This window comes from Thalassospira lucentensis, assembly GCF_032921865.1.
Classification (GTDB): Bacteria; Pseudomonadota; Alphaproteobacteria; order Rhodospirillales; family Thalassospiraceae; genus Thalassospira; species Thalassospira lucentensis_A.
In genome coordinates this window covers 3,379,495-3,397,181 of the sequence record NZ_CP136684.1, presented here as the reverse complement: position 1 = coordinate 3,397,181, position 17,687 = coordinate 3,379,495, and the positions used below count along the sequence as shown (strand labels likewise).

General features: G+C 49.7%; 17 protein-coding genes. 7 read left to right on the top strand and 10 right to left on the bottom strand.

What is annotated here, in order from left to right:
- Positions 1–96: 96 nt before the first annotated feature.
- Entirely contained in the window at positions 97–630 is a 534-nt protein-coding gene (locus R1T41_RS16465; protein WP_062958300.1) for a gamma carbonic anhydrase family protein, read from the bottom strand.
- A 142-nt stretch (positions 631–772) separates the two neighbouring features.
- On the opposite strand from R1T41_RS16465, the gene R1T41_RS16460 reads away from it, so the two are divergent.
- Positions 773–1,627, top strand: a complete 855-nt coding sequence (locus tag R1T41_RS16460; RefSeq protein WP_317337916.1) for a substrate-binding periplasmic protein — start codon at positions 773–775, stop codon at positions 1,625–1,627.
- Between the two features lie 15 nt (positions 1,628–1,642).
- On the opposite strand, the gene R1T41_RS16455 is transcribed toward R1T41_RS16460, so the two are convergent.
- A complete protein-coding gene (locus R1T41_RS16455; protein ID WP_317337914.1) occupies positions 1,643–2,518 on the bottom strand; it encodes a DMT family transporter in 876 nt (291 codons plus the stop codon).
- Between the two features lie 109 nt (positions 2,519–2,627).
- Here R1T41_RS16455 and R1T41_RS16450 point away from each other — a divergent pair, with 109 nt between their 5' ends.
- Entirely contained in the window at positions 2,628–4,037 is a 1,410-nt protein-coding gene (locus R1T41_RS16450) for a PLP-dependent aminotransferase family protein (RefSeq protein ID WP_317337912.1), read from the top strand.
- Positions 4,038–4,103: 66 nt separating this feature from the next.
- Here R1T41_RS16450 and argC read toward each other — a convergent pair whose 3' ends face one another.
- The 7 genes from argC to R1T41_RS16415 all read right to left on the bottom strand — a co-directional run bounded on the left by argC (position 4,104) and on the right by R1T41_RS16415 (position 11,057).
- Positions 4,104–5,150: an N-acetyl-gamma-glutamyl-phosphate reductase gene (argC, locus tag R1T41_RS16445; RefSeq protein WP_317337910.1), complete on the bottom strand. Its 1,047-nt coding sequence runs from the start codon at positions 5,148–5,150 to the stop codon at positions 4,104–4,106.
- 185 nt (positions 5,151–5,335) lie between these two features.
- Positions 5,336–6,571, bottom strand: coding sequence for a hypothetical protein (locus tag R1T41_RS16440; protein ID WP_317337908.1), 1,236 nt, complete (start codon positions 6,569–6,571; stop codon positions 5,336–5,338).
- A 174-nt stretch (positions 6,572–6,745) separates the two neighbouring features.
- Positions 6,746–7,591: a hypothetical protein gene (locus tag R1T41_RS16435; RefSeq protein ID WP_317337906.1), complete on the bottom strand. Its 846-nt coding sequence runs from the start codon at positions 7,589–7,591 to the stop codon at positions 6,746–6,748.
- Between the two features lie 79 nt (positions 7,592–7,670).
- Positions 7,671–8,615 (bottom strand): GNAT family N-acetyltransferase, encoded by a 945-nt coding sequence (locus tag R1T41_RS16430; protein WP_317337904.1) that lies wholly within the window; start codon positions 8,613–8,615, stop codon positions 7,671–7,673.
- The gene (locus tag R1T41_RS16425; protein WP_317337903.1) at positions 8,608–9,285 is read right to left on the bottom strand and encodes an acetyltransferase; all 678 of its coding nucleotides are present in this window, start codon (positions 9,283–9,285) and stop codon (positions 8,608–8,610) included. Before R1T41_RS16425 ends, R1T41_RS16430 begins: the two co-directional genes overlap by 8 nt.
- Before the next feature lie 2 nt (positions 9,286–9,287).
- Positions 9,288–10,043 carry a class I SAM-dependent methyltransferase gene (locus R1T41_RS16420; RefSeq protein WP_317337901.1) on the bottom strand — a complete coding sequence of 252 codons (756 nt, stop codon included), beginning with the start codon at positions 10,041–10,043 and terminating at the stop codon, positions 9,288–9,290.
- Between the two features lie 87 nt (positions 10,044–10,130).
- A complete protein-coding gene (locus tag R1T41_RS16415) occupies positions 10,131–11,057 on the bottom strand; it encodes a hypothetical protein (RefSeq protein ID WP_317337899.1) in 927 nt (308 codons plus the stop codon).
- Positions 11,058–11,330: 273 nt separating this feature from the next.
- On the opposite strand from R1T41_RS16415, the gene R1T41_RS16410 reads away from it, so the two are divergent.
- From R1T41_RS16410 to R1T41_RS16390, 5 genes are all read left to right on the top strand, one after another.
- Positions 11,331–12,215 (top strand): phytanoyl-CoA dioxygenase family protein, encoded by an 885-nt coding sequence (locus R1T41_RS16410; RefSeq protein WP_317337898.1) that lies wholly within the window; start codon positions 11,331–11,333, stop codon positions 12,213–12,215.
- A complete protein-coding gene (locus R1T41_RS16405) occupies positions 12,212–13,369 on the top strand; it encodes an FkbM family methyltransferase (RefSeq protein ID WP_317337897.1) in 1,158 nt (385 codons plus the stop codon). The genes R1T41_RS16410 and R1T41_RS16405 overlap by 4 nt, the downstream gene beginning before the upstream one ends.
- Before the next feature lie 137 nt (positions 13,370–13,506).
- Positions 13,507–13,914, top strand: coding sequence for an FdtA/QdtA family cupin domain-containing protein (locus R1T41_RS16400; protein ID WP_317337896.1), 408 nt, complete (start codon positions 13,507–13,509; stop codon positions 13,912–13,914).
- Positions 13,915–15,012: a DegT/DnrJ/EryC1/StrS family aminotransferase gene (locus R1T41_RS16395; protein ID WP_317337894.1), complete on the top strand. Its 1,098-nt coding sequence runs from the start codon at positions 13,915–13,917 to the stop codon at positions 15,010–15,012.
- Between the two features lie 94 nt (positions 15,013–15,106).
- Positions 15,107–16,468: a hypothetical protein gene (locus R1T41_RS16390; protein WP_317337892.1), complete on the top strand. Its 1,362-nt coding sequence runs from the start codon at positions 15,107–15,109 to the stop codon at positions 16,466–16,468.
- A gap of 43 nt (positions 16,469–16,511) precedes the next feature.
- On the opposite strand, the gene R1T41_RS16385 is transcribed toward R1T41_RS16390, so the two are convergent.
- Entirely contained in the window at positions 16,512–17,396 is an 885-nt protein-coding gene (locus R1T41_RS16385) for a GNAT family N-acetyltransferase (RefSeq protein WP_317337890.1), read from the bottom strand.
- Positions 17,397–17,687 lie beyond the last annotated feature (291 nt).

Sequence of the window (17,687 nt, the reverse complement as noted above, 5' to 3'; positions counted from 1 at the left end):
CGGCAGGTTATATGTTTTTATGGATATCTGAATTGCTTGCTATCTTAGCATCCTGACACAGGCAAGAAGTTCCTTGGCGTTCGACAATCGCAGTTATCATTCAGATTTCAGGTCATCTGGAATTGTCACACGATATTCCTGCCCAAGATCGGCATAACGATCCGCGGAAACTTTGAAAAATTCGATTTCTTCCTGTGTCAGGTCACGCACCTTGCGCGCCGGAACACCGGCCCAAAGTTCCCCCGCCGGAATACGTTTGCCCGGTGCCAGAAGCGCCCCTGCTCCAAGCATCGCCCCCTGCTCGATCACGCACCCATCCATGACAGTGGCACTCATACCGACGAAACTTCTGTCTTCGAGCGTGCAGGCATGGATGACAGCAGAATGGCCGATGGTCACATCGTCCCCGATATAGGTGCCGAACTTGCCCTTGGCGACATGCACCATAGTCAGGTCCTGAATATTGGTGCGCGATCCGATGCGGATTTCATGGACGTCACCACGGATGACACAGCCAAACCAGATCCCGGTTTCCGCCCCGATTTCAACATCGCCGATGATTGTCGCATTCGGCGCGATAAAGGCCGTTTCATCAATGGTGGGGCGCACCCCGCGATAGGTCAGGATCATGGTCTGACGACCTTTCAATTGTGGGATCGGTTTTGACTGGCTCTGCACCTGCCCCTTACCGGGACAATAGCGGCATCTTGATTTGACAGTTTAAATTCTAACATGTGGATATGGAAACCCCGTTCTCATCCAAATCGTGATCATGCCAGCACATCGGAAATTTGACCTCCCAAAACGCCCCAGACAGCTTGTCGGCTTCATTCTGCTGGCTGCGATCATTATTGTATGTGGTGTCGCAATCTCCAGGGATGCCCGCGCGCAGTCAGAACCTCTTCGTCAGGGACAATTGCGTGCCGCTTTTTCGGTATGGGAACCGTTCGTGATTGATGACGCATCGGGACCACACGGGATCGATATGGCGATCCTGACCGAACTGTCGCACCGTATGAGCAAGATTCTCGTGCTTCAGCCTTGCCCATGGCGGCGGTGCCTTAAAATGCTTGAAGAAGGTGATATCGACGTTCTTTCAAGCTTTGCCTACACAGCCGAACGCGAAAAATTCGCGTTTTACATCAAGCCCGCCTATAGCCGTGTCAGCCCGGTATTTTATGTCCGACAGGGCAAGAACACCCAGATATCACAATATAACGACCTCAAAACGCTTGCAGTCGGCTCCGTGGTTGACTCGCGCTATTTCGAGCCATTCGACAGCGACACATCACTGAACAAATTCGAAGCCAGCAGCGAAATGCTACTGCTGCGCATGCTCGAGGCAAGCCGTGTCGATGTCATTGTCGGGTCCGATGCCAATGTCGATTTTGAAATCCGGCGCAACAACCTAGGAAATATCATCCGCAAGGCCGATTTCCGACCCGATCATCACAATGACATTCATATCGCAATATCGCGCAATTCCCCACTGATGAGCCAGAAAGACCAGATAGCGAAGATCATCACTGATCTTCGCGAAGAAGGCTTTATCGCCAGGGTGCATGCCCGGTATTGGCCCGCCAGTGACGATGCGAAATATCCGGACAACCGCAAACCGACGGAATAGCCGGACTCTTAAAATCTATCGGGCAAATCGCTTGGCCCCGGCAACGCAGGCAACCACGCCGACTGTCACCACGATCATCAGGCCACCCACCGGCTCGGCCAGAAGCAACCCTGCCAGCAGCAGACCAAAGAACGGCTGCAGCAATTGCAACTGTCCGACCGCCGCAATCCCGCCCAAGGCCAATCCGCGATACCAGAAGAAAAACCCGATCAGCATGCTGAACAGCGAGACATAACCAAGACCAAACCAAGCGGGAATGCCAACTCCGGCAAAGCTATCTGGCAAGGTCGCAACACAAAGCGCAAGCATCGGCACCAGCGAAATCACCAGCGCCCAGCAGATCACCTGCCATCCTCCAAGACGACGGGACAGTTTTGCACCCTCGGCATAACCGAGCCCGCAAACGATAACCGCCCCCAGCATGTAAAGATCACCGCGCAATGACCCGGCATTGCTTTCCATGGCAGCAAAGCCGGCGACAAGCGCACTGCCAAGAACCGAAAAAAGCCAGAACACGACCTTTGGCCGCTCACCACCACGCAGCACACCGAAAATCGCCGTCGCCAGCGGTAGCAAACCGATAAACACAATCGATCTGGCCGAGGTGATATGTTCAAGTGCAAGGGCGGTCAGCAACGGAAAGCCGACAACAACCCCGCCCGCCACCACCAGCAATGACATCCAGTCCGATGCCTGCGGCCGGGCGGTTCGCGACACCACAAGCAGTATGGCGGCCAGCAGACCGGCAATTGCCGCACGCGCAACGGTCAGAAACAGCGGATCAAAATCCATGACGGCAATCCGGGTGGCGGGTAACGACCCGCTGAAAATCAGGATACCGATCATCCCGCTGATCCAGCCACCACTTGTCCGTTGCACTGCAATTGCCATCAAAACCTCCGTCATATTCGAAGGTTCATCTATCGCTTGCCAGCCGCACATCGACCAGACACAATGAAGTACAATTCAAACAAACTGTACTGATTGCAGGAGTAATACAGTGGCACCTGACGGATCACCAAAACAGTCGGACAACGGAACACTTGTCGCCCGCGTCATGGCCGTAATCCGCGACCGGATTGGTGCACGCAATCTGCTTGCCGGGGATCGCCTGCCCTCGATCCGGGGGCTTGCGCGACAGATGAAGGTGTCAAACTCGACCGTGGTCGAAGCTTATGACCGGCTGGTGGCCGAAGGCATGATTGAGGCCCGCCGCGGATCTGGTTTTTATGTGTCAGGTCACACCGCACCGCTTTCGATTGCCCAAATCGGCCCGAAACTGGATCGGGCCATTGATCCGTTCTGGGTTTCGCGACAGTCGCTGGACGCCCGGCCGGATATGATCAAACCTGGTTGCGGCTGGCTTCCGGCGGACTGGATGCCTGAAACAGCCATTAGACGCGCGCTTCGCAATCTGTCACGCGCTGATGATGCCACGCTCGTCGATTACGGCACACCGCTTGGCCTGCCCGACCTGCGCCAACTCCTGTCGCGCCGAATGGGCACCTATGGCATCAATGCCGATCCCGGCCAGATTCTGTTGACCGAGTCCGGGACACAGGCAATCGATATGCTGTGCCGTTTCCTGATCGAACCGGGCGATACGGTGCTGATCGATGATCCGTGCTATTTCAATTTTCAGGCATTGCTGCGCGCGCATCGCGCCAACATTATCGGCGTGCCCTTTACCGCCAATGGCCCTGATATCGATGCCTTTGCCCGGATTGCCGCCGCGCACAAGCCCCGCCTCTACATTACCAATTCCGGACTGCACAACCCGACCGGCGCGTCACTGTCGCCGATGGTCGCCCATCGCGTTTTGAACATTGCCGAAGAACATGACCTGATCATCATCGAAGACGACATTTTTGCCGATTTCGAAAACACGCCTGCCCCAAGGCTGGCAGCTCTTGGCGGGCTTGACCGGGTTGTCCATATCGGAAGCTTTTCCAAAACGCTTTCGGCCTCGGTCCGGTGCGGCTATATCGCGGCAAGTCCCGACTGGATCGAAGGCCTGACGGACCTCAAGATCGCGACGGGATTTTCAAGCCCGAATTTTTCGGCCGAACTGATTTTCTCGGTCCTGAAGGACGGCACTTATCGCAAACATATGGACGCCCTGCGCGACCGGCTGACCCGCGCCATGTCCGCCACCGAAACCCGTCTTGGCGCGCTTGGCATCACACCGACGATCAGACCCGATGCCGGGATTTTCCTGTGGTGTCGCCTACCCGACCCCATCGATGCCGCAACACTTGCCCGCAATGCGCTGTCCGAAGGGGTGGTTCTGGCACCCGGCAATGTTTTCAGCATCTCGCAATCGGCCGGAAACCTGATGCGATTTAACATCGCACAATGCGAAGACGACCATGTTTTCACCGTTCTTGAACGGGCGATCTCACACGCATGATGCGACCACGAAAAAGGGGCGCATCCAGACCGGACACGCCCCTTTTGACAGGATGCTGTTGCGCGATTACGGGAACAGTGGCTCGATCTCAAGCCCCATGGTTTCCGGCAGGCCCAGCATGACATTCATGTTCTGAACCGCCTGCCCCGATGCGCCTTTAACCAGGTTATCCTCGACCGCAACAATGATCACACGGCCCGGCACGCGATCCTTGACCACGCCAATCAGCACATAATTCGACCCACGCACATGACGCGTTTGCGGCGTCACCTCGAACGGCAGAACACGCACGAACGGCTCGTCGGCATAACGTTTTTCAAGGGCGGCCTGAATGTCATCGGCCGTGGTGCCATCGGTCATTTTGACATAGATGCTTTCAAGGATGCCGCGGCTCATCGGCATCAGGTGCGGTGAAAAATTCACCACAACATCCTGTCCGGCGGCCCAGGCAAGGCCCTGCTCGATCTCGGGTGCATGGCGATGCCCGCCGGTGCCATAGGCGTGAATGCCTTCGGTGACTTCGGCATACAAAATGCCTTCTTTCGGCGAACGGCCTGCACCGGTCACACCGGATTTCGCATCAATGATGATGTCATCCGCATGCACCAGCTTCTGTTCCAGAAGCGGCGTCAGCGAAAGCTGCACCGGGGTTGGATAACATCCCGGATTGGCAACAACGCGCGCCTTTTTGATCTTTTCACGGTGCAGTTCGGTCAGGCCATAAACGACCTCTTTCTGCAAATCCTGCGCGGCATGCTCCGCCCCGTACCACTCCTTGTAGGTCGCGGCATCGAACAAACGGAAATCCGCCGACAGATCGACAACTTTGACATGGTCCGGCAGACCGGCAATCACTTCCTGCGTCGTGCCATGCGGCAGCGCGCAGAAAATCACATCGACCATCGACCAGTCCGCATCCTCGATCCGGATCATGGTCGGTAATTTCAGATGGGCAAGATGCGGGAAAACCTCCCCGAACGGACGTCCGGCGCGTCGGTCTGCGGTCAGCAGGGTGATTTCGGCAGCGGCATGGTGCGCAAGAATACGAACCAGTTCCGCCCCGGTATATCCGCTGGCACCGAGAATTCCGACTTTGACCTTAACGTCGCTCATTTCAAATCTTGCTCCTATAGGCTCACCCTGACCTTCATGGTCACCGGGCGCGGTTAACGGGCGGATGTTGGCAAACAAGCCCCGCAGATGCAAGCCTTTAGGCGGCTTTTCCCCTGCATCCCCGGATCGGGACCCATGCAGTGATGACATGCCATCACATCGGCCCCGCGCAATTGCGCCTACGATCACGGTCGTCGCGACTTGCGCACATTGGCCGGACAGGCGCGCTTATCCTCGGGCAGCACGGTATAGAACCGCTCGATTTTCTCAAAACCCGTCGGGGCTGCCACTGGGTAGTCCGAAATATAACGATGATCCGAAAGACCGAAATCGCTGGCCTTTAATCCGGATCGTTGCTGCCAGATCCGGCGATGGGTATCCGATAACGTGATTTCGGGATCATCAATCAGGAAAATCGCATCGCGGGCGATCCGGTCGTTATATTTATGCTGGGACGGCAACCATGCCGCAAGCTGACGGCGCAATTCACCGGGGCTTGGCACATTGCGCGTCCGGCTGGCGAAATTGACCATCTTTGCCGACAGGTCGGAAACATTGCCGGGCGGAGCCATGCCATGGGTCGCCATATCGATGAAATAGGCCAGATCAATCTCGGTCGGATCACGGCCAATAACGGGTTTCAGGGCGGCATAAATTTTGAAAAAACGGGCGATTTTTCCGCCGTCGGCATTGGCAGCATCATAAACCCGGCGATAGGCACGCTGTACTTCAGGCAATGCGCCATATTGTGCAAACCGGGTGGTGAAATCGGCCCGGCGTTTTGGATCAATCCAGATCGCACACAGGATATCAAATGCACTTTGATTATTGCCCAGCGCCAGACGATGCATCGCATCGGTATGCGGCCCAAAGACGGCATTAAGCAGGCCGGGACTGGCACGTTCGGCGGCAAAGATGATCTGCTGGATTTCCGCCCCGGCCCCGGCGGTTGCCCCACGCGGCCCCCAAGTCAGATAGGCATTGGGATCATTGGTGTAACACCACGGATCGCCTTCCAGATACCGCTTGCCGCTCCGCGGGTTGCGCGACTGGCAGAAATTGAACTGAATCGCGTCATAATCCGTGCCCTCAAGCGCAAAGGTCAGATGATTGGCCCGCGTGATCGCGTCGGGAAAGGGCTGCTCTGCTGGCATCAACAGTTTCCACAAACCGACCGTGATCGCGCCGGGGTTCCCGGCCCCGATGGCCGCTTTAACACTTGGATCAAGACAGGGCTGCAAATCCATGATCGCACGACGTGTCTTGGTCCCGACAATACCATCCGTCGCCCCATAGGCAGACGTACTACCACGCTTGCAACTTGCCGCAGCAACAAACAACCGGCTCTGAAAATCGGCAATCGCACCGTATTTCCCCAAAACCAGCGGCCGGTCTTCGAAACGGTATAAAACCTGGGACAAATCCTGGGCTGTCGCCTGCCCCGGGCTTGCCAACACCCAGAATATCAAGCTGCGACAGAGGTTACGCACCCATTTGTGTGAAAATGATTGATACAGTTTGCCACAAATATTCTGGCGATAGCAAAACACGACGAACTCGCACCTTAAAACGAAAAACCGCAGTTTGCTGTCAGACTACAGGATCTTTCGGGTAAAGCTTGTTTGCGGATATTTCAGAATGCTCTCGAAAGCCTTCTTGCCCTGTTCGTTCAGGCGGGCTTGATCCTTTACAAGATCGCAAACCGTATCCACCAACTGGCTATAGGGCACACCAACCACACCATCCCTGAACCGCTGATCGACAACGGTTTCGTCATTGATTTCAGCGACCACAGGCTTTGCATTGGTCAGCAGATAGAACACCCGGACAATTTCAAAAATCTGGCTTTCATAGAAATGGTGATTAAGGATGACTTTGGATCGCGCGACCCATTTGTCACGTTCTGTACCATAAACGCCAGCCAGTACCTTGAGTTTGATGCCCCGATCAACCAGTTCCTGCAGAACCACCTTGCGCCGCTCGTTGATCGATCCGTAAAACAGAACGTCAACGTCCTGCTCGACATCCTCGGGAATACGCTTCAGCTCCGGCTGGTAGCCAATGTTCAGCAGCTTGACGTTTTCAACGCCCATATCGCGAATGACGTCGATATTGGCCGGACTGTAATCCCAAAGCCCGATACCGGACTCAAACCAGACACCAAGACGGTCGCGCCAGGCAGTGTAAACTCCACCAAGCTGCTCGGTATTCAGAATAATGGTGTTGGCAGGAATATTACCCTGCACTTTCGGATCAAGCAGATGCGCCCCGATGATGACATTTATCCCATCCGAGCCAAGCTGATTTTTACGAATCACTGCCTGGCGGCCAAGATCACGCAGTGAGTACATCAAAAGCTCTGCCAGTTCGAGAAATGCCAGAGAATGGATGTAGCCCTGTGGCTGTATGATGCAGATATTGCAGGCCTGCTTTATATTCATATTAAAAAAAAATCATTTCTAAAATTTTGGACATTTATAATTGCCAAATCAGCCAAATGACTAATGCACAAAACCGTATTCAAAGTTTAACTTCAAACTTGTGATGAACAATACTTCCCCCTCCAAATCCCTCCTTGAAGGAAGCAAGCTGTTCATTCAGATACTTACCATCATTTTCCGTGGATATCCCGAAATCGAAATATCGTTTTCCAGCATTCCGATAATGATCAATCACTTCAAAAAATAAAAGATCCAGCGCTCCTTGTCTCATCCCTTCGGGTGTTGCTGAGATATATTGCGCATGCGCGACCTGTTCCGTCTCAAATATAACGGTTCCACCTTGAACAAATCCTAAGGAATCCTGAACGGCAAACAGCCTGATTTGATCAGGAAAACGGGATTTTAATAATCTGATTTCGTCAAGCGTATGTACCGGAGCGCAATCATATTTCTCCTGCAAACGCGCCTTAAGCACTTCCCAGAACGCGTCAATGGTCTCGCTTTGCACGATACTATAGCCAGACTTCAGGGCCTTTTTCATACCGCGAACACGCAAGTTGGAGGGCTTAGCCAATATTTGCAAATCTATCGCTGTTGAAACCTCCACCATACAGTGCGCTTCGCCAGATGCATTAAGCACGTAAATTTCGCCTTCAGCCAAGGCGTTCCGATAAATCCAGGGCACCGGTTTAACAAATGCATGCGTGAACCCTGCTTCACGCAGCATCCTCCACAACGCACCATATATCTTGCTGATAACAGCTATTCTGTTGAATTTAGGTAACAGCAAAAGCCCGCCAAAGGTCAAGCCACCATGACTAACCCATTTACGGTCACTTCTGGTACCGCCAATCACCCCGATAACCTGATCGTTTTGCGTAATGACAAACGACGCGGCAACGAATCTGTCGACATGATATTCCATATATGCGCGATTAAACATGAAATGGTTGTTGTCGGCCTGATCAACAATCAGATTCCATTCCTGCTCACGACTGTGATCGTAGGGGTGTAACTCAAACATCCTCTACCTTGCAAAACTTGCGCGCGGATATTTTTGCAATATCTGTTTTCTTCGTTGAATAAAGTGAATTGTCGGGAGTATTTTTGGAAATTATTGCTCCCATTCCAATCAGGTTATCACGACCGATTTCCACACAATCGGCAATTGATGCATTCACACCAACAAATGAATTCTCACCGATCCTGCAATGGCCAGATATAACGACATGGGACGTCACAAAACAGTTATCTTCGATAACCGACGCATGACCAATATGATTTCCCGCCCACAAAGTCACATTACTGCCAATCTTGGCGAACGGCTGAATAGTATTATCTTCTTGAATAAAAACGTGCTCTCCCAAAACAACATTCGGCCAGACAAACGCACGGGAGCTCACATAGGAAGCAAGACTATATCCCATAGCCTTCACAGCAGAAACCTTCTCAGCTCTGAAACGATTTAGATACTGCGAACCAACAGCAACAAACACGTCGTACTGGTCCGCTGGATAAAGCCCCAGCAGTTTGTCAAACGGAACAATCGGTTTGTTGAAATGCTCGGCCCGTTCCGGTACGAAGTCCTTATCAACTGTAAATGCCACAACATCATACTCGGAATCATGCGTGAAATACTCGTAAGCGCATTCGGCAATATTGGACAGACCAAAAATAATGAGCTTGGATCCCATCGCTACCTCCGTTGGATTATTATGTCGTCGCGGCGATTAAACATTGGAAGCGTTCTGGGCTGCGGAACCACATAAGCATCGTTTCCGTTTGCATGAGCCCGGGCCACAATGGCGAAAAGCACGGCGTCATCGATGGCGTTGCGATGAACTTCATAATGATCGACTGCCGGAGGCTCATCCGTCTTCATGAATTCCTTGTGAAAAGCAATCCCCGCTTCACTTGTAAAGAAACGACGCCGCTTCGACAAATTCGGAATATCGCCAATTAAGGCTGTACCTCCAGGCTTAAGCGCAAGGCATACAGCATCAACAAAGTCAAAAACACTTCCATCGACAATGATGTAGTGCAGTACACTGTAACATAATAACAGATCATACCCACCCGACGTAACTTCAAGAGCATTCTCCAAAACGTCGGGAAATTTGCCTGGCAATTTTGTAAAGAGGACATCACTCTTGATCAGCGAGAGCATTTCCGGTGAATCGTTTGCTGTAATTGCGATATTGTGCGCTTGCGCACGGGCAAACAATGCGGATGTCATCGGGCTTGCTCCGCATCCAATATCAAGCAACGATGAGTCTTTGCGAAATGCGAATTCCAGCTTGAGTGCTATATCATCAAGAATCGCGTCCTCGTATCCCGAACGATAGTGCTCGGGAAACCCGATACGCTCTCTTTCAGAAAGGCCACGATCTTTTGCCAGATCACGGAACCGCTCATAATTGAGCTCAGCTTTGGTCAGATCGATTTTTCCCATTTTCCCTCGTGGTCAGAACACAGAAAAAGGTCAGATTTCATCATGCCCTTACTATATCAGTGAAGCAGCCAGCATCGATATCCCACCCTAATCAGACCAAATGGCCAGCCTCAACCCCTCCCGACCAAAATCGTTTCCATTGTAAAACATAAGCTTGCGGTTTTCCTGCTGAATAATATTGGGAAAGCTGACGCTGGTTTGGCCATCACAGGTCATTTTCGCGCAGAATGCCATTCCGCTTCGAGAAAGGGATGACCACACTATTCCATCCAGCGATGTCGCATACATGATATCGGTATAATTTCCATCCCAGTTTCTTACGGAAAACAATCCCTCAAATTCATGCTTTTCATTTAACCAGATTGCGCTCCGCCCATATCCGAGAATTTCATTCGGCTTATGTGAAAACACATTGGTCTGTGCCTCAGGCCACAGCAAGCCATCTTCCGAATGCAGATATTCAAGATCATAAACTGGTAATACCTTCCCCATATGAGAAGTGCTGCCTTTTTGAGTAGCAAGCCAACAATGATAGCCATCTGGTAACTTTAAAATACAACCACCAGTCCGAACATTCTCTTCAACTTGTCGCGTAGCTATCACTGGCGAAACGCCATATCTTTTAAAGTACGACTTCACCGGGTCGCCAAGCAGTAATCCCGTCTGGAGCCGATACCGCACAAGGGGGTCAGGTACAACCTCCCAGCCAGCATAATACAATCGCATTGTATCCTGTTCTCGGACAATGCCAAGCGGCGTCACGCCATTGGCATCGAAACAACCCTCAGGAGCATCCTCAATCACCGGACTTTTACTATAACCCCGTATCTGCCGGGGATCATGCCTGCAGACATCAACATACCCCAAACGCCCATGGTTTTTGCCACTGAGGAAGGCCACAAAGACCCGGATAGTCTCATCAAGTTCTATGGCTGTCGGAACGTAAGCGTGTGATTTTGCCCAGCGTTCAAGATTATTGACCGGGAAAATCACTCCATAATCTGTCCAGCTCAAATCCCGTGCCCCCAACTCACCGTTAACAACCACAACACCAAGCACCACTTGAGATTTTCAGTATATATGCCGATAGGTTTGGCAATCAAATCCCCCCTTGTACCAAATGACCAATCAATGTCTGAAATTTTTCATTACCAAGGGTATCTGTAGCATCGGCAATAAAATCATCCTATGTGTAGAAAAGATTACTTCATCGTAAATATTCTCGGCATCAACCTTGATCAGACATTCGCACGCAAAAATTTAGCAAATTTGCTAGATTAATATGTCATGCTGAAAGTAAATTTTTGGCGCATCCCAACGCAAATAATGGAGCGTACCACGATGTCAAATTCACCTCCGGTATTAACTCACGGCGTTTCGGTGCGCTCCGAAGCGAATGAACAAGTTGGCTACCTTGCCGAGGAAATCAAACGCAAGGGCTATGCCATAATACCTAATGTATTTTCCGCTACTGAAATGAAACAGGCGCGTGAATATCTGTATACCATTTATGAAAAACAAGTATCTGAAGTTGGCGGATTAGACGTTCTAAAAAAAATAAATGATGCCAATATTGTACGCTCACCTTTAGTTTACAACGATATATTCGTATCGATAGCTGCTAACAAGGATGTTCTTAAGGTTGTCAGAAAAATTCTTGGAAATAATGTAAGCTTGTCATCTCAGGTAGGAATACTTAACCGCCCCAAGTTCCAGAACTATCAAGAAGCGTGGCACAGAGAGCTTCAATACCAGCATTTCACTTCATCAAAACCACTTGCAATACAATCATTGGTAGCAATTGATGATTTCACTCCAGAAAACGGGGGGACATTTTTTTTAGCCGGCTCTCATCTGTTTGACGAATTCCCAAGTGACCAATACGTTCGTCGAAACGAAATCCAAGTCTCTGCATCCGCAGGCAGTACAATTCTTTTTGACTCGATGGTCTATCATCGTGGAGCGGCAAACAGAACACAAACAGATCGGGTTGCTATCAACAATCTGTATACACTGCCCATTATCCACCAGCAGGTGGACTTGGCACGAATGTTAAATGGTCGTTTTTCAACGGACCCTACACATCGACAGTTATTCGGTTATGAATGGAACCCCGCTGAAAACATCAAAAGCTGGAGAATGCAACGAGTTGAACGGGCAAAAAAGCAATGACAAACAATACCGAACAAAATAAAATTGACAGCTTATTTTGCAAAAAAAAACTTGATGCAGAGGCAGCTCGGATAAGCGCAATAAAAGAGCAGATCAAGACAGGAGTTTTTCTACTCGGGGCGGGAAACACCGGAAAATACATCGCCACAGAAAATAACGGGGTAGATTTTCCTAAAATCATTGGTTTTATCGACGACACTCCGGGGAAGGCTGGCACCAAGGTAGAAAATATTCCCGTTTTCACGCGTGAAGTGGCCCTTGACACTTATGGTGCCAATGTTCCCGTCGTAGTCTGCATTTTCAAAGCTGGATGCTTTTTCAATAACATAAAAGAAAGTGTCATTTCTTCAGGATTTGCCAATGTACTTTCTTTGCCAGATTATATTCGGGCAACCGACCATCTGATCCCCTTCTATTACTTCTCCAAAACGTCCGTACTGAAACAGCATCAGCAAGAAATAACATCGCTTTACGAAAGTTTGGCCGACGAAAAATCACAAGCAGTCTTAAAACGATGGCTACATTTTCGCCTGTATCATGACTACAACAACATGGATCACTATGATCCAGACATATATTTTCCTGATTTTCTACCCGGGCAAAGCCAAGAACATTTTTGCATGGCGGATTGTGGCGCATACGATGGCGATTCAATTGCGCGGCTACTGGAGTGGCGCACTAGCTCACCAACCCATGCAATTGCCTTTGAGCCAGACAAGAGTAACATCTCACGCCTAAAAACACGGCTAAGAGCAAACTGCAAGAATGGAACACTTAAGCTGAAGCTTATTGCAGCTGCTGTTGGCGAAAAATCTGGTTTTGTAAACTTCATGGAAACCAACGATGAGAGCGCCCATGTAGTATCTGAAGGTGGGCGGAGAGTTCCCGTTATATCTGTAGAAGAAGGATGCAACAATATGATGCCTGACTACGTCAAATACGACGTAGAGGGTTACGAGAAACAGGCGTTAGAAGGAACAAAAAACCTCATATCCGGTCATGCCCCGGCACTGGCCATTAGCATCTACCATCGCCCTGAGGATTTATGGGAACTTCCGGAAACCATTCTGACTTGGGCACCAAAATATAAACTGTATCTTCGAAGTCACGCAGAGGAAGGCATGGATACCGTCCTATATGCGATAAGAACATGAAATAGATTCACCTTCCTGTGAAGATAGGCTTGAGCTCAGAGAAGCATATAGAAGATCTTTAACCTATTCTTCTATATGGTAGATAGTGCTAAGGTTCTTTTCTAGAATAGATTTTCCATCTTAGAGAGATCGTGCTTATGTCGGTTACTGAGTGTAAAATGGTGGACTTGCCTAAAGTTTCCAATGCTCAGGGAAATTTGACCTTTATTGAAGGTAAGAACCACGTTCCCTTCGATATTCAGCGTGTATATTATTTATATGATGTTCCAGGCGGTGCTATTCGGGGCGGACACGCTCATAAGAATTTGCACCAAATGATCATAGCGATGTCGGGCAGCTTTGACATCACGCTCGACGACGGAAGAAACAAGAAGAAATTTCACCTTAACCGATCTTATAGCGGTCTCTACATCTGCCCAATGATATGGCGCGAGCTGGACAACTTTTCTTCTGGATCTGTATGCATGGTTTTGGCCTCAAGTATTTACCGTGAAGAAGACTATCACCGTAACTATTCAGAGTTTATGCGTGCGCTGGAGGGATAGATGAGCATCCCATTTCTAGATCCTCGACAAAGCTATATTGAAATCAAAGAAGAGCTGGACGACGCATATCAACGAGTAATGCAGTCTGGTACTTATATTTTAGGCGAAGTAGTTGAAAGTTTTGAAACTGATTTTGCTATCTATTGTGAAGCAAATTTCGCTGTCGGCGTCGCAAATGGTCTCGATGCACTGACGTTAAGTCTTCGCGCTCTAGATATCGGCGCAGATGACGAGGTTATTGTTCCTTCTCACACTTTTATTGCCACTTGGCTTGCTGTTTCTCAATCTGGTGCGACTCCAATAGCAGTAGAGCCTGACGAACACACTTTCAACATAGACCCTGCACTTATAGAAGGAAAAATCACGAGCCGCACTAAAGCGATTATTGCGGTTCATTTATACGGGCAACCCGCTGATCTTGAAGCAATTCAGAGTATCGCGAAACGCCATAATTTATACCTTATAGAAGATGCGGCCCAAGCACACGGGGCGCGCTACAAAGGTAAACGCATCGGTGCACGAGGGGATGTCGTTTGCTGGAGCTTCTACCCCGGTAAAAACCTTGGTGCCTATGGCGATGGTGGAGCCGTCACCACCAACAATAGATCCATAGCTAATAAAATACGAACCTTGCGTAACTATGGATCTCAAGAAAAGTATCATAACGAGTTGATGGGGTATAACAGTCGTCTCGATCCACTTCAGGCTTCAATGCTTCAGGTAAAACTTCGACATCTCGACAGATGGAACATGCATCGTTGTACAATTGCTCATCATTATTTTGAGGCACTTAAAGACGCAGATTTAATGCTTCCCTTCACACCCAATTGGGCCCAACCTGTTTGGCATCTGTTTGTTATACGCCACCCACGACGAAATGAATTAAAAGAGTTACTGACGCGCAATGGAATCGGATGCCTTATCCACTATCCCATCCCTCCGCATAAACAGATTGCATATTTAGCGACCGGGCAAATTTTTGATCCGCTTCCTCTCGCTGAGAAATTTGCAACTGAGGTGCTAAGTTTACCCATTGGCCCCCACATTAGCCACAGTGATGCAGAAGCCGTTACCGAGTGTGTATTGAAGCTCAACTAATCAATTCTCTCAGAAGGTTGTAGCACTCCAGACCATTTCATCACTTCGCCACTTTAGGCAGAGACAAAAACAAGCTACCAAGGAAATCTAACTAATGCGTGGCGAACAAAAAAAGCAGATAGTCCAACAAATCGATGTTGCTCTGTTACGTGCTATTGAATCTGCTCGAGACGCAAACAAACTGTTTGAACTTGCAGAACATTACGGAAAGTTTCACTGGCTGAACACGACCGAAAGGTGGGCATGCCCAGAGGTAGAAAATCATATTTTTCGACTAATTGAACCTCGCCTACCTGCCTTGCGGGCATCGCAAAACAGAACAATGGTTTCTCATGTAATTTCTGAAGGTTACGATGTAGGTGGACACACGCCCCTTTGCATCAACCTTATGAAAGAACATAAAAAACGTGGAACGGGTGTTCAGTTCGTTATTACACGCGGTGTCACCAAAAAAGTTCTGATGGAAGTTCAGAACACACAAATACCTATACTTGCCCATAAATCCACTGGTGTCGCCAAACTATTATTCCTCACCGAAGTCTTTCTAAAAAGTAAATCAGTTGTTCTTTACATAAATCCAGACGATATTATTGCCTGCCTTGCAGCCAAAATTGCAGAACGCGAAGGTGTTCAATGCCACTTCGTTAACCATGCCGACTTGCATTTTAGCTACGGCCCGTCACAATGCTCAACTGTTCTGGAAATAACTTGGGCGAGTTGGCTTACCACTCAAAAATATCGATCACCAAAAGGCCAATCATTTCTAGGAATCCCCAGCGGAGACTTTTCCCCAACTGAAATCAAGGATGCAGCCTCTGCAAATAACTTGCCTCCGTACTTCATCTCCGTTGGAGGACCACACAAATATCAACTTGACCAAACAGATGTATTTTTAAAGTTTGTTGAATTTCTTTGCGGAAAAATGCAACAAAAGCTTCTGTTAGTTGGCCCCAGCAACCAGCAGGCATTTTCGAAACTATCTACGACTGCGAAATCAAATCTGGAACTCTGCGGAATAGTCGATCGAGATAAAACACTCATTCTGATGGCTGGCGCGAAAGCATATTTGGACAGCTTCCCAGAAGGCGGCGGAACCTCTGTTACCAATGCAATGAAACTAGGAATGCCCATTTTTGGTGCAAAATCCAAAGTTGGCATGTTTGGAGATGAATACGCCTCAGATAGCCTGGAAGATTTATACTGCGCGATAGAAAACTTCCTTCTAAACGGACCTGACCCAGAAAAAATCAGGACCCGTGCAACATTTATAGATGAACAACTATCGTTATCAGCCTGCCTAGACAGGCTTGCCAATACAATTGATGGCAACCATGAAGCCATTCCCTATAGTTTCGATACAGACAAAATTGATCTTACATATTATCAGCGCGCGTGGCTGGAACAGGATAGGCTTTATATCCCGCCAATCATCAGAAACCGCCCCCCGATCAACTAAAGCTGGACGGGTCTTGTCAGATTTTTTGTTCCCGGCAAAGTCATCATGCACCTTGATTAAAGTCAGCCCAGCTCGCCAGCAATGCCAAGCGATACGCCCCATCTCTCTCAAACCCGATCGCCTCATAAGCCTTTGCCGCGGCAGGGCTATCCGTTGACAGCACCGCATGGGTCACGCCGCGTGCGCGAGCCGCCAGAAGCGTTTTGGCGACAAGGATACGCGCATAGCCGTTGCTGCGCTGTTCGGGCGGCGTCCAGACCGGGCCGATCTGGACCATGTCGGGCAGTTCGGCGTTAAACCCCGAAAGACTGACCGGGACGCCATCAACGACAAGCGTCCACATGTTGCGGTCATTAAGTGCATGGACAAGTCGACTGGCGATCCGGCTATCAAGGGCTGGTGTATCCTCTCCGCCCAGTGCCTCGATTTCATAGGCGCGCAGCCAGCGCAGCAGCGTATTTCGATCAATCCGTTCGGCATCGACCATCTGGAAACTGTCCGACCGCACATTTTGCGGCAGGATCAGGTTGGCAAGATCAAGCCGATAGAAGGCATCGCATGCATTGATGGCAAATTGTGCATTACCAAATCCAAGCAGGTTGATCACGTCCTGTGCCTGATCGGCCGGGCCAAAGAAACCGGCCACCGGTTGTGCATTTTCGGTACAAAACAGGTCAATCAAACCACGCGGTACGGGCTTTCCGCCGGTTTGCACAAAGACTTTTCCGTTGCCGAATATCGTTAAAACCGCCGTCACCGCCCCATCGCCGGAAACTTCGCCGTAATAGCAGCCCGAAAGCGGATGATGACGTCGGTTCATGCCGACTTTTCGCAAATTGCTGCGCAGGACCATGCTGGTTTCGGCATGGGTTGCGAGAAATGCGTCAAGAGCATGAAGATCGTCATCTTGCAGCTTTCTGTACTGCATATCGGGGGTCCCTTTCTTTGGGCTTCAGGTAATTGCCAACCTTCCGAATTGGCATAAAAAAAGACCGCTCCATTAGCGGCCCTTCACATATCGCAAGGTAATCCAACAGAGATTCAAACACTTATGTCTTGAAAGCTCGTCGCATCGTTCCAACCATTGGATGTCACCTTAAATTCAAAAAATGTCTCTTCGATCGATTCTTATTATCACAACCTTCCGAATTTTCGATCCTTCTTTTTAAAATTCTTTTCCAACCACAAGATCACCCTGAGTCCGGAATCCGGAAACAGT

Excerpts from the sequence above, each read along its gene's own strand:
- R1T41_RS16395 (WP_317337894.1), top strand. The coding sequence starts at position 13,915 with ATGAGCATCCCATTTCTAGATCCTCGACAAAGCTATATTGAAATCAAA.
- R1T41_RS16455 (WP_317337914.1), bottom strand. The coding sequence starts at position 2,518 with ATGGCAATTGCAGTGCAACGGACAAGTGGTGGCTGGATCAGCGGGATG.
- R1T41_RS16390 (WP_317337892.1), top strand. The coding sequence starts at position 15,107 with ATGCGTGGCGAACAAAAAAAGCAGATAGTCCAACAAATCGATGTTGCT.
- R1T41_RS16465 (WP_062958300.1), bottom strand. The coding sequence starts at position 630 with ATGATCCTGACCTATCGCGGGGTGCGCCCCACCATTGATGAAACGGCC.
- R1T41_RS16400 (WP_317337896.1), top strand. The coding sequence starts at position 13,507 with ATGTCGGTTACTGAGTGTAAAATGGTGGACTTGCCTAAAGTTTCCAAT.
- R1T41_RS16460 (WP_317337916.1), top strand. The coding sequence starts at position 773 with ATGCCAGCACATCGGAAATTTGACCTCCCAAAACGCCCCAGACAGCTT.
- R1T41_RS16420 (WP_317337901.1), bottom strand. The coding sequence starts at position 10,043 with ATGGGAAAAATCGATCTGACCAAAGCTGAGCTCAATTATGAGCGGTTC.
- R1T41_RS16435 (WP_317337906.1), bottom strand. The coding sequence starts at position 7,591 with ATGAATATAAAGCAGGCCTGCAATATCTGCATCATACAGCCACAGGGC.
- R1T41_RS16385 (WP_317337890.1), bottom strand. The coding sequence starts at position 17,396 with ATGCAGTACAGAAAGCTGCAAGATGACGATCTTCATGCTCTTGACGCA.
- R1T41_RS16410 (WP_317337898.1), top strand. The coding sequence starts at position 11,331 with ATGCTGAAAGTAAATTTTTGGCGCATCCCAACGCAAATAATGGAGCGT.
- R1T41_RS16430 (WP_317337904.1), bottom strand. The coding sequence starts at position 8,615 with ATGTTTGAGTTACACCCCTACGATCACAGTCGTGAGCAGGAATGGAAT.
- R1T41_RS16405 (WP_317337897.1), top strand. The coding sequence starts at position 12,212 with ATGACAAACAATACCGAACAAAATAAAATTGACAGCTTATTTTGCAAA.
- argC (WP_317337910.1), bottom strand. The coding sequence starts at position 5,150 with ATGAGCGACGTTAAGGTCAAAGTCGGAATTCTCGGTGCCAGCGGATAT.
- R1T41_RS16425 (WP_317337903.1), bottom strand. The coding sequence starts at position 9,285 with ATGGGATCCAAGCTCATTATTTTTGGTCTGTCCAATATTGCCGAATGC.